Annotated in this window: 14 protein-coding genes; 12 read left to right on the forward strand and 2 right to left on the reverse strand. The window is 67.7% G+C overall.

Translation table 11 applies throughout. From position 1 onward, the window contains the following. Positions 1-308: 308 nt before the first annotated feature. The 12 genes from ASF27_RS17530 (at position 309) to gmk (ending at position 12167) form a co-directional block, all read left to right on the forward strand. Positions 309-1925 (forward strand): EAL domain-containing protein, encoded by a 1617-nt coding sequence (locus ASF27_RS17530; protein WP_244481034.1) that lies wholly within the window; start codon positions 309-311, stop codon positions 1923-1925. Between the two features lie 33 nt (positions 1926-1958). Then, positions 1959-3185: a BLUF domain-containing protein gene (locus tag ASF27_RS22445; RefSeq protein WP_156467568.1), complete on the forward strand. Its 1227-nt coding sequence runs from the start codon at positions 1959-1961 to the stop codon at positions 3183-3185. 299 nt (positions 3186-3484) lie between these two features. Next, entirely contained in the window at positions 3485-4201 is a 717-nt protein-coding gene (locus ASF27_RS17540; protein ID WP_056173922.1) for a carbonic anhydrase, read from the forward strand. Positions 4202-4292: 91 nt separating this feature from the next. Further along, a complete protein-coding gene (gene fabD, locus ASF27_RS17545; RefSeq protein WP_056173925.1) occupies positions 4293-5231 on the forward strand; it encodes an ACP S-malonyltransferase in 939 nt (312 codons plus the stop codon). A 14-nt stretch (positions 5232-5245) separates the two neighbouring features. Next, positions 5246-5986, forward strand: coding sequence for a 3-oxoacyl-[acyl-carrier-protein] reductase (fabG, locus tag ASF27_RS17550; protein WP_056362069.1), 741 nt, complete (start codon positions 5246-5248; stop codon positions 5984-5986). 309 nt (positions 5987-6295) lie between these two features. Then, a complete protein-coding gene (locus ASF27_RS17555) occupies positions 6296-6532 on the forward strand; it encodes an acyl carrier protein (protein ID WP_018044468.1) in 237 nt (78 codons plus the stop codon). Positions 6533-6631: 99 nt separating this feature from the next. Further along, positions 6632-7894 (forward strand): beta-ketoacyl-ACP synthase II, encoded by a 1263-nt coding sequence (fabF, locus tag ASF27_RS17560; RefSeq protein ID WP_056362072.1) that lies wholly within the window; start codon positions 6632-6634, stop codon positions 7892-7894. A gap of 104 nt (positions 7895-7998) precedes the next feature. Beyond that, positions 7999-8412 carry a hypothetical protein gene (locus tag ASF27_RS22450; protein ID WP_156467569.1) on the forward strand — a complete coding sequence of 138 codons (414 nt, stop codon included), beginning with the start codon at positions 7999-8001 and terminating at the stop codon, positions 8410-8412. Continuing rightward, positions 8391-8765 carry a hypothetical protein gene (locus tag ASF27_RS22455; protein WP_156467570.1) on the forward strand — a complete coding sequence of 125 codons (375 nt, stop codon included), beginning with the start codon at positions 8391-8393 and terminating at the stop codon, positions 8763-8765. The genes ASF27_RS22450 and ASF27_RS22455 overlap by 22 nt, the downstream gene beginning before the upstream one ends. Before the next feature lie 237 nt (positions 8766-9002). Next, the gene (mltG, locus tag ASF27_RS17565) at positions 9003-10364 is read left to right on the forward strand and encodes an endolytic transglycosylase MltG (protein ID WP_056362075.1); all 1362 of its coding nucleotides are present in this window, start codon (positions 9003-9005) and stop codon (positions 10362-10364) included. A 268-nt stretch (positions 10365-10632) separates the two neighbouring features. Next, the gene (locus ASF27_RS17570) at positions 10633-11511 is read left to right on the forward strand and encodes a YicC/YloC family endoribonuclease (protein ID WP_056362078.1); all 879 of its coding nucleotides are present in this window, start codon (positions 10633-10635) and stop codon (positions 11509-11511) included. An 11-nt stretch (positions 11512-11522) separates the two neighbouring features. Continuing rightward, positions 11523-12167: a guanylate kinase gene (gene gmk, locus ASF27_RS17575; RefSeq protein WP_056173937.1), complete on the forward strand. Its 645-nt coding sequence runs from the start codon at positions 11523-11525 to the stop codon at positions 12165-12167. A 1-nt stretch (position 12168) separates the two neighbouring features. Here gmk and ASF27_RS17580 read toward each other — a convergent pair whose 3' ends face one another. Together ASF27_RS17580 and ASF27_RS17585 are read right to left on the reverse strand one after the other, a co-directional pair. Beyond that, positions 12169-13215, reverse strand: coding sequence for a lysylphosphatidylglycerol synthase domain-containing protein (locus ASF27_RS17580; protein WP_056173940.1), 1047 nt, complete (start codon positions 13213-13215; stop codon positions 12169-12171). A 70-nt stretch (positions 13216-13285) separates the two neighbouring features. Further along, entirely contained in the window at positions 13286-13690 is a 405-nt protein-coding gene (locus tag ASF27_RS17585; RefSeq protein WP_200918879.1) for a hypothetical protein, read from the reverse strand. Positions 13691-13833 lie beyond the last annotated feature (143 nt).

Below are 13833 nucleotides of genomic sequence, written 5' to 3' on the forward strand. Positions count from 1 at the left end.
ACGCGGGATCCCGGACTTGCAAAGCACCGGCGAGGGCGCTCCCCCGAGACGACGCGGTGCGACGTTGTGCGGCCGAGTTCAGACGCGATCATGGTAGCCACGGCTTAGTAGAAATTTAGCTGTTCCCAGGCAGACCGTTCGATAACACGCCCATGGCGATTTCAGCGCCGGCATCGGATTGCTTTGATATGGCCGCTCCACTGCGCAATCAGATCGAAACAACCATCCGAGACATAACAAATATCAATTCCGGCTCCCAAACGGAGGTCCCATCCTTCGTCGCTGGTTTGCTGCCGTACCTGGATGCCATGCGCCACGGCCTCCTGCTGATCGACGAGACCGGACGCATCGTCCTCGCGTCGGGCCAGACCTTGCGCCTGCTCGGGAGCGAGAAGGCCTTGATCCCCGTGGGATCGTCCCTTCGACAGGTGCTGTACCTCGTCCGGGACCATGCGGGGGATACCTGGAGCCAGGTTCGAGCCCAGCTTCCGCGCTCTTTCGTGCAGCCGGACTCGTCCCGGTTCGAAGTGACCCTTCGCGGGCACCTGCTGGAGGTGCACCTGCACCCCGTCGCGGGCGGGCGCTGGGCCGTCGCGTTCGAGGATGTCACGGAGCGGCGCGCCGCCGAAGCGCAAGCCGAGGAGATGGCCCGTCACGATCTGCTCACGGGCCTGCCGAACCGCCTGCTCCTGCGCGAGCGCCTGAATGAAGCCCTGGGACGGTTGCAGCGGACCGGGGAGGCCTGCGCAGTCCTGCTGATCGATCTCGACCGGTTCAAGCCCATCAACGATACCCTCGGCCACCCCATGGGAGATGCCCTCCTGAAGAAGGTCGCCGATCGCCTGCGCTCGACCGTGCGGGTCACGGACACCGTGGCACGGATCGGCGGCGACGAGTTCGTGATCCTGCAAACCGGGATTCGCGGAGCATCCGATACCCAGATCCTCGCACGGCGCATCGTCGATCTGGTCGGCCGGACCTACATGGTCGAAGGGCAGCTCCTCACCATCGGCGCCAGTGTCGGCGTCGCCCTCGCGCCGAACGACGGCGAGGATGCCGACCGGCTCCTGAAGAACGCCGACCTAGCCCTCTATCGATCCAAGCTCGACGGGCGGGGCACCTATCGCTTCTTCGAACCGGAGATGGATGCGCGCATGCAGGCGCGCCGTCAGCTCGAACTCGACATGCGTCAGGCCCTGGCACGCCGCGAGTTCTACCTGCACTACCAGCCACAGCTCCAGCTGGAAGGCAACCGTCTCGTGGGGTGCGAGGCCCTGATCCGCTGGCAGCACCCCGTGCGGGGCATGGTCTCGCCCCTCGACTTCATTCCCTTGGCGGAAGAGATCGGCCTCATCGTTCCCATCGGCGAATGGGTCATGCGTCAGGCCTGCCGCGACGCGGCGACCTGGCCCGCCCCGCTCTCCGTCGCGGTGAACGTCTCGCCGGCGCAGTTCAAGAGCGAGCGTCTGGTCGAGATGGTCATGTCGGCCCTGTCGGCCTCGGGCCTCCCTGCGACGCGCCTGGAAGTGGAGATCACCGAAGGCGTCCTCCTGAACGAGAGCGAGAAGACCCTGCAGACCCTGCATCGCCTGCGCGAACTCGGCGTCCGCGTGTCGATGGACGATTTCGGGACCGGGTACTCGTCCCTGAGCTACCTCCGCTCGTTCCCGTTCGACAAGATCAAGATCGATCGGTCCTTCGTCAGCGACCTTTCGGGCAAGCGCGACGGCGAAGCGATCATCCGGGCCATCGCGGGCCTGGGGCGAAGCCTCGGGATGACCACCGTCGCCGAGGGCGTCGAGACCGCCGACCAGTTGGAGCGTATCCGGGCGGAGGGGTGCACCGATGTGCAGGGCTACCTCATCAGCAAGCCCATTTCCGCTTCCGAAGTCTTCAAGTTCCTCACGCTCGACAACCCCAGATAAAAGATTGCGGTTATTTTCGATTTCGGAGTTTTCATGATGAGCGACCTTTACCGACTGGTCTATGCCAGCAAGAATCTTCTTCAAGGCACGGACGCCGAGATCGCGCAGGCGGTCTCCCAGATCCTTGCGGCCTCGCAGCGCAACAACACCGGCGTCGACGTCACGGGCGCGCTGATGTTCAATGCCGGGGCGTTCGCGCAGGTGTTGGAAGGCCCGCAGCGCGGCGTCGAAACTACCTTCGAGCGCATCCAGTGCGATCCGCGCCACGGCGACGTGACGGTTCTGCAATGCGGCCCGACCGAGAATCGCAGCTTCACCAATTGGTCCATGGCCTTCGTCGGGCAATCCGCACTCGGCAAAACCCGTTGGGAGGGAATCGCGTCCGCGAGCGGATTCGATCTGACCCGCCTCGACGGCGACGCGGTGTTCGCCATGCTGCACGAACTGGTGCTGGACGAGGAAGGCCTGCCACCGGCGAGCCTCGCCGCTTCCGGGACGCCCGCGGGGGCCGATAAGCCGGTGGAAGCCGAGAAATCGGCGGCCACCGGCAGATTTCCCACTCCCGGATCCAGGGCGACGCTGGACGTCGCGCGCGTCCGAGCCGAGTTGCCGCAACCCGGCCAAGCCTTGCAGGCCAGGCACGGATCTTCGATCGAGCAAGACGCTTCCGTCGGGGAAGACGCTCCCGTGCGGGAAGACGCTCCCGTGCGGGAAGACGCTCCCGTGCGGGAAGACGCTCCCGTGCGGGAAGACGCTCCCGTGCGGGAAGACGCTTCCAACAGGGAAGACGCTTCCAACAGGGACGGCGCTTCCAACAGGGACGGCGCCCGCACCGAGCGAGGTGCTTCCATCGCGCAGGATGCGGGACGCAGACAGGACGGCGGGACGGCGCAAGCCGCTGAAACGAAGGCCGGCGAGGCGAAAGCCGCCCGCGCAGCATCGGACGACGGGGATCGTTTTGCGGCCAAGCCCGATGCCGTCCTCACGGTGCTGCGCACGGCCCTCGCGCAGGAGCGTCAGTTGACGACGGACCTGCGCAACGAACTCGACGGCCTGCGCATCGCAATCGCACTCCAGCAGGAACAGTCGGACCGGCTCTCGCGGGAGCGCGACCTCTGGGCCGGGCGTGCGCAGCTGCTCGCGAGCGCCATGAGCCAAGAAGCGGGTGCGGTCCCGGGGCGTTCCGGAAACGGGGATCGCGGCACCGCGCCTGCGCACCGGGAGGATCGCTCGGGCTCGTCGATCAAGGCCGTCGCCTGAGAGGGCCGGGCCACGTCGATGACCGGACACGCCGTCGGAGTCCCCGGCGGTGGGACGACGAGGGGTCGCGTCCCTCGAGTTCCGCCCCGGAATACACTTGATTCGAGCCGGACGGCGTAGGGAAGGATCCGGCGTCGTGGGGCCAAGCCCCCCGGGATGAGGCGGCCCGTACGTCCGAACGGGCCGCCTCATCCCGGCACCGCCCTGCGCGAATGGCCCGGGCGACACCGTGCCGAATACTCCTTATCCTCGCGCGTCCGGGGCTCGCCCGAGACCGGAACGAGGGGAGCTCCAAACCGATGACCACCCTGCTCAGCCGCCGCGGCCTGCTCGCCTGCGGCTGCGGCCTTGGCGCCGCGTGCTTTGCCGCCACCAGCCTGCCGGCCCTTGCGGCAAGCCCGTCCGCGAAGAAGACGACGCTCGGCGCCGACGAGGCCCTGGAGACCTTGAAGCAGGGAAACCGCGCCTACCAGACCGACAGCCCCGTGCGCGCCGTGCAGGGCCGCGAGCGCCGCATCGAGATCGCGCTCGGCCAGACCCCGTTCGTGGTGCTGGTGAGCTGCTCGGATTCCCGCGTCTCGCCCGAGATCCTGTTCGGCCGGGGCCTAGGCGAACTCTTCATCGTGCGCAACGCCGGCAATTGCGTCGACACCGCCGCCCTCGGCTCCATCGAGTACGGCGTCTCACAGCTCGGCGTGCCCCTGGTTCTGGTGATGGGCCACAGCCGCTGCGGCGCCGTCGAGGCCGCCATCGATGTGGTGAAGAACAACACCGTCTATCCCGGCTCCATCGGCCGGATGATCGAGCCCATCGTCCCCGCAATCCTGTCGCAGCGCGACAAGCCCGGCGATTACGTCGAGAACTGCGTCCGGGCCAATGTGAGCCGTGTGGTGAACCGTCTTCGCTCCGCCTCGGAGCCGTCCCTGCTCGATCCCCTGAAGGCCGGCAAGCTGCGGATCGTCGGCGCCTCCTACAGCCTCGACACCGGCACGGTGGATTTCTTCGACGAGGCCTGACCGGCGCCGTCCGTCGCGTTCGACGGGAAAAGTTGACACGGGGGGCGGGCGGTGCGACTGCGCCGCCCTCTTCGCGAACGAGGACAGCTCAATGGCGCGCGCACTCATCTTCCCCGGCCAGGGCAGCCAGGCCGTCGGCATGGGACGCGCGCTGGCCGAGGCCTTTCCGCAGGCCCGCGCGGTGTTCGAGGAGGTCGATGCGGCCCTCGGGCAGCACCTCTCCCGCCTCATGTTCGAGGGGCCGGTGGACGAGCTCACCCTCACGGCCAATGCCCAGCCGGCCCTCATGGCGGCGTCGCTCGCCACCCTGCGGGTGCTGGAGGCCGAGCGCGGCCTCGATCTCAAACGCGACGTGGCCTGCGTCGCCGGCCATTCCCTCGGCGAATACACGGCGCTCGCCGCCGCCGGCACCTTCTCCATCGCGGACGCGGCGCGGTTGCTGCGGATTCGCGGAGAGGCCATGCAGGCGGCGGTCGCCCCTGGCGCGGGCGCCATGGCGGCCCTCATCGGTGCCGAGATCGCCGCGGCGCAGGCCATCGCCGAAGAGGCGGCGCAGGGCGGCGTGTGCGACGTCGCCAACGACAACGGCGGCGGCCAGGTGGTGCTGTCGGGCGATCGCGCCGCCGTGGAGCGCGCGGTCGCCCTGGCGCAGGCCCGCGGGATCAAGCGCGCGGTGATGCTCAACGTCTCGGCGCCGTTCCACTGCCGCCTCATGGCCCCGGCCGCCGAGGCCATGCGGGCGGCCCTCGGGCAGGTCGCCATGCACACCCCCGTGGTGCCGATCTACGCCAACGTCCTGGCCGCCCCGATCACCGACCGCGACGCCATCCGGGACGCGCTCGTCGCCCAGGTGACCGGCACCGTGCGCTGGCGCGAGAGCGTCGCCGCCATGGCGGCGGAGGGCATCGACTGCTTCAACGAGATCGGCGCCGGCAAGGTGCTCACCGGCCTCGTCAAGCGCATCGCCGCCGGGGCCGCGGCCAGCGCCGTCGGCACGCCCGACGACGTCGCGGCGTTCCCCACCTTCTGAGCACAGGACGAGCCATGTTCGATCTCTCCGGCCGCAAGGCTCTCGTCACCGGCGCCACGGGCGGCCTCGGCGGCGCCATCGCCAAGACCCTGCACGCGCAGGGCGCCACCGTGACGGTGTCGGGCACCCGGCGCCCGGCCCTCGAAGCCCTGGTGGCGGAACTCGGGGGCGAGCGCCTGCACATCGCCGAGTGCGACCTCTCCGACAAGGCGGCGGTGGAGGCCCTGGTGCCGGCGGCCGAGAGCGCCATGGGCGGCCTCGACGTGCTGGTGAACAACGCCGGCATCACCCGCGACAACCTCCTCCTGCGGATGAAGGACGACGAGTGGGACGCGGTGATCGCCGTCAACCTCAGCGCCGCCTTCCGCCTGTCGCGCGCCGCCGTGCGGGGCATGATGAAGCGCCGCCACGGCCGCATCATCAACATCGGCTCCGTCGTCGGCACCACGGGCAATCCGGGCCAGGTGAACTACGCCGCCGCGAAGGCCGGCTTGGTCGGCATGACCAAGGCCATGGCGGCCGAGGTCGCCACCCGCAACCTCACGGTCAACTGCATCGCGCCGGGCTTCATCGCCTCGCCGATGACGGACGCCCTGAACGAGAAGCAGCGCGAGGGCATCCTGACCCGCGTGCCCATGAACCGCCTCGGCACCGGCGCGGAGATCGGGGCCGCTGCCCTCTACCTCGCCTCCGACGAGGCCGGCTACGTCACGGGCCAGACGCTCCACGTCAACGGCGGCATGGCGATGGTGTGAGCGCAAGCTTTGCTGCACCGCACACCCGGAACAGCCCCGGGCGGCTCGAAAAAGCCACAGCGATGAACGGCTTGTGAACCAGGCCTCGCCAGCACCGGAACCCTGTGTTAACACCCCGCCTGCCGTGCGAGGGGGGTTGACGGTTCGGCGTGTTGCGGAGATTTCCATAACGACGCGGACCTTGTTAAGGACCGCCCGAGACGCGCGCGATCGAACACACCGGCCGTATCCCAGACCAGTCCATTTCGGTCACGGGCCGGCGGCCACGGCGACACCATCACGACCTTGAAGAGCTAAGGACCAAGAACGATGAGCGATATCGCTGAGCGCGTGAAGAAGATCGTTGTCGAGCACCTCGGTGTCGAGCCGGAGAAGGTGGTCGAGGGCGCGAACTTCATCGATGATCTCGGCGCCGACAGCCTCGACACCGTCGAGCTCGTGATGGCGTTCGAGGAGGAATTCAACGTCGAGATCCCCGACGATGCGGCCGAGACCATCCAGACGGTCGGCGATGCGGTGAAGTTCCTCGAGAAGAACTCCGCCTGAGGCACGACGAGGCGCCGATTGACTCGCGAGTCATAAGCGGGGTCGTGTCCGACCCCGCGCGCCATTCGTTTCATGATGGGACCGGTTCGGGATAGCGCGATGCGTCGGGTTGTGGTGACGGGTTTGGGCATGGTGACGCCGCTGGCCAGCGGGGTCGAGGCCACCTGGAGCCGGTTGATCGCGGGTGAGTCGGCGGCCAAAGTGGTCACGGCTTTCCCAGTCGACGATCTTGCCTGCCGCATCGCCTGTTCCGTGCCGTTCGGCGACGGCTCTAACGACACCTTCGATCCGGATGCCTGGATGGAGGCGAAGGAGCAGCGCAAGGTCGATCCGTTCATTGTCTACGCCATGGCGGCCGCCGGCCAGGCGCTGGACGACGCCGACTGGCATCCGAAGAGCCACGAGGATCAGTGCGCTACGGGCGTGATGATCGGCTCCGGCATCGGCGGCATCGGCGGCATCTACGACGCGTCCGTGACCCTGCACGACAAGGGTCCGCGCCGGATCTCGCCGTTCTTCATCCCCGGGCGGATCATCAACCTGGCCTCCGGTCAGGTCTCAATCGCCCACGGCCTCAAGGGCCCGAATCACTCCGTCGTCACCGCCTGCTCCACGGGCGCCCACGCCATCGGCGACGCGGCCCGGCTGATCCAGTTCGGCGATGCCGACGTCATGGTGGCAGGCGGCGCCGAATCCCCGGTGAACCGCCTCGCGCTCGCGGGCTTCGCCGCCTGCCGCGCCCTCTCCACGGGCTTCAACGACGACCCGACCTGCGCGTCTCGCCCCTACGACAAGGCCCGCGACGGCTTCGTCATGGGCGAGGGCGCCGGGGTGGTCGTGCTGGAGGAGTACGAGCACGCCAAGGCGCGCGGCGCGAAGATCTACGCCGAGGTGGTCGGCTATGGCCTCACGGGCGACGCCTACCACATCACCTCGCCGGCCCCGGACGGCGACGGCGCCTTCCGCTGCATGAGCGCCGCCGTGAAGCGCGCCGGCATCCAGGCCTCCGACATCGACTACATCAACGCCCACGGCACCTCGACGCCCATGGGCGACGAGCTGGAGCTGAAGGCCGTGGAACGCCTGCTCGGCGACGCCGCGCCCCGCGCCGCCATGTCGTCCACCAAATCCGCCATCGGCCACCTGCTCGGCGCGGCCGGCGCCGTGGAAGCCATCTTCTCGGTGCTGACCATTCGCGACGGCATCCTCCCGCCGACCCTCAACCTCGACAACCCCTCCGTCGAAACCGCCATCGACCTCGTACCGCACGAGGCCAAGCGCAAGCGCGTCGATGTGGTGCTGTCGAATTCGTTCGGGTTCGGTGGGACGAATGCGAGCTTGGTGATGCGGCGGGTGGACTGAATAGCAAGTTACTTCTGTCGCGATCAGACTGCTAGCGCCAATTATTTTACTCATCTATTCAAATTTTAAGCAGACATTACTGGCTGACCATAAGAGGATCGTGCATGGCATTGGGTCTTCGCCGAGCTACTTTGCAAAGAGTTGCGACGGCTAAACTGGAGGACGCAGTTTTACTTCTTGCCCACCAGCGCTTCTCAAATGCACATTATCTGGCTGGATTTGCAGTTGAAATCGGAATAAAGGCAGTAATTGCAGCACGGTTTCAAGCTGAAACGATACCCGATAAAAACTTTGTTTTTGATTTGTATAGCCACGATATTGCCAAGCTGATTAAACTGGCTGGGCTATCACAGGAGTTAAGATCTAAGGAAGAAAGCGACTCTTCCTTTGCAGCGCAGTGGGCAATTGTATGTGAATGGAAACCAGATCTAAGATATGACTCCAGTGACGCGATATCTTCACAATTGATGATCAATGCAACACAGGATGTCATCGAATGGATCAAAAAATTTTGGTGACCGCTGGACACGAGTTGATCCGCTTATTACGCGAAAGAAATATCAACATAAAAGCAGCACTTTGGTTCTATAACACAGACATCGATGCTTGGCGATTATGGCTTGTGCCAGACGTTTCCATAAAAGACAAACATAGTTTTTATCGGAATATCTCGGAAATTCTTTCAGGTCATAAAGAATTGACGCTATGCATTGAAGTCAGCGACACGGAAATGATAACAGAGAAGCATCCAGCAATCAAGGCGCTCCAGGGAATGTTTAAAGTTACGGACCGGAGCTCCATAACTATTGATAACTCCATGCTTAACGGATTCTACCTACCAAAAGCGATAGTGATTGAATACGATATTTAGTCCACGAGCATTACACATCTTCTAACTGAACTTTGCGCCGAATTTTCCGTAAGTTTGGTCAAGCAGTTGGGCCTGCCCCCGGGAATCCCGCCAACCAAACCTCCCATTTCGCCACAAAACCGACCAAACTCGCGCGCCTAACGGCCAGCCCGTCGCGCCCATTCGAGGGGGTGCGAGACTGTCCCACGTCCGAAAAACACGGCGGGGGAGGGGGCCCGAGGCCCGAACAGGATCGTCATGTTCTTCCGCAAGCGCCCGAATCCCGAGCCCGTGCCGGCCGCCTCCGAGGAGCGGGCCTTGCCGCAGCGCCTGTCGCCGCGCAGCCCGAGCGAGGCCATCAAGCCCACCGCCGCGCCGCCGCCGCCCGATCTGCCGGAGCGCCGCCGGGGCGGCCTGCTCGCCACCATCTCGGGCCTGCTCACCCTGTCGGTGGTGCTGGCCATCGGGGTGATGATCGGCATGACGCTGTTCGAGCGGCAGGTGAAGGAGCCGGGGCCGCTGCCCGCCGACAAGGTGGTGGTCATCTCGCCCCGCAGCGGCACCTCCGAGATCGCCGAGGCCCTGTCCCGCGAGGGCGTCATCGCCCACACGGCCCTGTTCGAATGGGCCGCCCGCCTGAGCGGCAAGGCGCTCAAGGCCGGCGAGTACACGTTCAAGGCCCATGCCAGCATCAACGACGCCATCGAGACCCTGTCGTCGGGCCGCCAGGTCCAGCACGCCGTCACCTTCCCGGAGGGACTGACGAGCGAGCAGATCGTGGCGCGGCTCAACGACAACGACATCCTGTCGGGCGACATCAACGAGATCCCGGCCGAGGGCGCGCTTCTGCCCGACACCTACAAGTTCGAGCGCGGCGCCACCCGTCAGCAGATCGTCAACCTCATGCGCGCCAAGCAGCGCGAGGTCCTGGCCGACATCTGGAAGCGCCGCTCCGCCGAGATCCCGGTGAAGACCCCGGCCGAGATGGTGACGCTGGCCTCCATCGTCGAGAAGGAGACCGGCCGGGCCGATGAGCGGCCCCGCGTGGCGGGCGTGTTCGTCAACCGCCTCAACAAGCGCATGAAGCTGCAATCGGACCCGACCATCGTGTACGGGCTGGTGGGCGGGCGCGGCACCCTCGGGCGCGGCATCCAGCGTTCCGAGATCGAGCGCGCGACGCCCTACAACACCTACGTGATCGAGGGCCTGCCGCCCGGCCCCATCGCCAATCCAGGCCGCGCCGCCCTCGAGGCCGTCGCCAACCCGTCGCGTACCAAGGACCTGTTCTTCGTGGCCGACGGCACCGGCGGCCACGCCTTCGCCGAGACCCTGGAGGGCCACTCGCGCAACGTCGCCCGCTGGCGCCAGGTCGAGCGCGCCCGCCAGGCCCCGACCCCGGACGCGGCCGTCGACAAGGTCGAGCCCAACCCGACGCCCGATCCGGGCCGCGCCTCGGCCTACGCACCGGCCGACGGCACCAACTTCGCCGGCGGCGCCGACCCCTCGGCCCCGCGTCCGAAGGCCTTCGACGCCTCCGAGGGCACACGCCTCGATCCCCTACGCAACAAGACCTTCGACCTGAATTCGCCCAAAAGCGTCCCGGTGCTGAAGCAGCCGTGAGACGCGGGGTAGCCGCGCGCGTCCCCGCGCCCCGCTTGTGGGGAGAGGGCCGCGACGCCCCCGTCGTCGGCGCGGCGAGGCGGCAGCCGAGGGTGAGGGGGCGGCCCCGAACGAGCCTCCTGCTGATGAGAGGCCCCCTCATCTTCGCTTCGGCTCCGCCTGCGCTCCCCGCCTGCACGCCGAGGTGCAGGCAGGCCTCTCCCCGCCCGGCGGGGAGAGGGGAGCGGCAACCGGTGTGGCTCTCCTTCGAATACGGTCCCGTCCAACAATGATCCTCTCCAGCATGACAGGGTTCGCCCGGGCCGCCGGCACCACCGGGGCGGTGCAATGGGCCTGGGAGGTCCGCGCCGTGAACGGGCGCGGGCTGGAGGTCCGCCTGCGCGTGCCCAACGGCTACGACGCGGCCGGGGAGGTCGCCCGCACCGCCCTGCAGAAGACCCTGGCGCGCGGGCAGTGCCAGCTCTCCCTCAACCTCTCCCGACCCGACGCGGCCCCGCGCATCAAGATCAACGAGGGGCTGCTGGCCGAACTCGCGGCGGCGGTGGCGCGGGTGCCCCGGCCCGAGGGCGTCGCCCCGGCGACCCTCGACGGGCTCCTGGCCCTGCGCGGCGTCATCGAGGCCGAGGACGACGCGTCGACGGATACGGAGGCCCTCCACCGCGATCTCGCCGAGGGGGTGGTGCGCCTCGTCACCGACCTCGTGGAGGCCCGCCGCGCCGAGGGGCGGCAGCTGCGCGCCGTCATCGAGGCGCAGCTCGCCGAGATCGGCCGCCTGACCCGAGCGGCGGAGGACTGCCCGGCACGCAAGCCCGAGGCCGTGCGCGCCCGCCTCGCCGCCACGGTCTCGACCCTGATCGCGGTCGGCAACCTCGACCCCGACCGCCTGCACCAGGAGGCGGTGCTGCTCGCCGCCAAGGCCGATGTCCGCGAGGAACTCGACCGCCTGGCCGCCCACCTCGCCAGCGCCGCCGACCTGCTGGCGGCCGGTGGTCCCGTCGGCCGCAAGCTCGATTTCCTGGCGCAGGAGCTGGGCCGCGAGGCCAATACCCTGTGCGCCAAGGCGAACGACATCGCCCTGTCGCGGATCGGACTCGACTTGAAGGCCGTGGTGGAGCAATTCCGCGAGCAGGTTCAGAACGTCGAGTAGGTTTTTTTGCGATGCAGGCGACGGCGATCGAGCGGCGCGGGTTCATCCTCATCCTGTCCTCACCCTCGGGCGCGGGCAAGACCACCCTGACGCGGGCCGTGGCCGGCGACCCGAAATGGGGCCTCGACCTCTCCATCTCGGTGACAACCCGCGCGCGCCGCCCCTCGGAGATCGACGGCAAGCACTACAACTTCATCGACCGCGAGGCCTTCGACGCCCTGCGCAGCGCAGACAACCTCCTCGAATGGGCCGAGGTGCACGGCAATTTCTACGGCACCCCGCGCCGCCCCGTGGAGAAGGTACTGGGGGCCGGCCGGGACATGATCTTCGACATCGACTATCAGGGCACCCGGCAGGTGCGGTCCAAGCTCACCCAGGACGTGGTGACGGTGTTCATCCTGCCGCCCTCGCTCGCCGAGCTGCGCCACCGCCTGGAGCGCCGGGCCGAGGATTCGCCCGACACCATCGAGAAGCGCCTCGCCAACGCCCGGATGGAGATCCAGCGCTGGAGCGAGTACGACTACGTCATCGTCAACGACGACCTCGACGACGCCTTCCGCTCGCTCGAAGGCATCCTCATCGCCGAGCGGCTGAAGCGCGACCGTCGCACCGGCCTGACGCCGTTCGTCGAGGGACTGCTCGCCGAGCCGGACTGAGCTACACCCGGGGCGAGACCACCGTGGCGCGGCGCGCCTCCAGCATCTGCCACGCGATGAGGGCCGGCACGCCCAGCACCACGTCGGGCACGCGCTTGGCCAGCGACAGCGCCAGCGCCGTCCCGGGATCGAGGCCGAACAGGCCGCCGAGGAGCACGAACCCGCCCTCCTGCACCCCGAGCCCGCTCGGCACCGGGAACGCCGCGGACTTGATCGCCTGACTCAGCGCCTCGATCACCACGATCTCGGTCCACGTCACCCCCTCGACGCCGATGCAGGCGAGCGCGATCCAGATCTCGACGGCGCCCATGCCCCAGGCGAGGAGGTGGAGGCCGAATCCGGCCGCGAGCGCACCGCGCCGATCCGGGGCCCAGACCGCGTCGAGGGCGTCGTAGACCCCGCCCGGCGCGCCGTTCCGCGGCGTCACGGCCGCGCCAGCCCAGCGGCGCATCCGGTCGGTGGAACGGCGCACGAGGTCACGGGCCGCGCCGCTGCGCTGGACCGCGAAGAAAGCCGCGACGATCACCGCCGTCACGGCGAGCGCACCCGCCGTCCAGGCCGCCAAGGCCTCGGCGGTGCCGCCGCCCACCCGCGTCAGCAGCACCACGCCGAGGAGCGCGAACAGACCTTGGGTTGCGACCTGCATCAGCATGTCGACGAGGATCGAGGCCGCCGCGAGCGACCCGGTCACGCCCCAGAACGTCAGCAGGCGTCCCCCCACCACATCCCCCCCCACCGAGGCGACGGGCAGCAGCACGTTGATGCCCTCGCGCACGAAGCGCAGGATGAGGAACGCCCCCGTTTCAACCTGAGCGAGCCCCGCAAGGAGCCGCGCCCAGGCAAAACCACAGGTTGCGACGATGGCCGCCCGCACAAGGACGATGCCGACGAGGCCGAGGGCGCCGATCCGCCCGAACGCCTCCCCGACCGCATGCAGATCGTGCGTCACCACGAGCCAGATCCCGAGGCCCAATCCCAGAATCGTCCCGATCAAGGGCAGCCGGCGCAGGAGCGCCCGGCCGATGGCGCCGGTCGAAGACGGCTTCATGATGGGCGATCCTGGCGGATCGAAACGCTTCGGATCTGCATCATCGCGGGGGGCGGATAGCCTCGGGAATTCAGGGCGCACGCGGCCCGGAACACGGATCTTCCGGAGTGCCGGGCGGCGTTAGCTTAGCTTTGGGGCCGAAATCGGGGAGGAGGGCGGCGAGGATCGCCCGACGGTCCCCCGCCGGATCGATGAGGACGATGCGCCCCTCGGCGAGGCTCGCGGTCGTTGCCACCGCCACGGTCCGTTTCGGGCATGGTCCGAGGCAGCCGACCTCTACGAGGCGGGGCTTGAGGAGGCCCCCCTTCGACGATCCGCCGCACTCCTTCAGGGCGCGTTTGAGGATCGTGCGCACGGCGCCCTTGGGCAGTCCCTGACGCTTGGCGCATTTGGTGCAAACGAGAACGACATCACCGAATTTGGCCCGGGCGTACCGGATCTTATCGGGCGTCACATCGGTCAGGTCTCGTGTCATCGTGTTCCTCGGCGGGGCGGTCTGCCCGGCGTTCATTCGTTCCTGCGCTCGACCCGGCCGCTCGGGTCTAGCCACCCGGGCTCGACCGCTGAAGCCACGCCTTAAAAAGGGCCGAAAAACACGGGACTTCCCAAGGTAACGGC

The organism is Methylobacterium sp. Leaf102 (assembly GCF_001422425.1).
GTDB lineage: Bacteria > Pseudomonadota > Alphaproteobacteria > Rhizobiales > Beijerinckiaceae > Methylobacterium.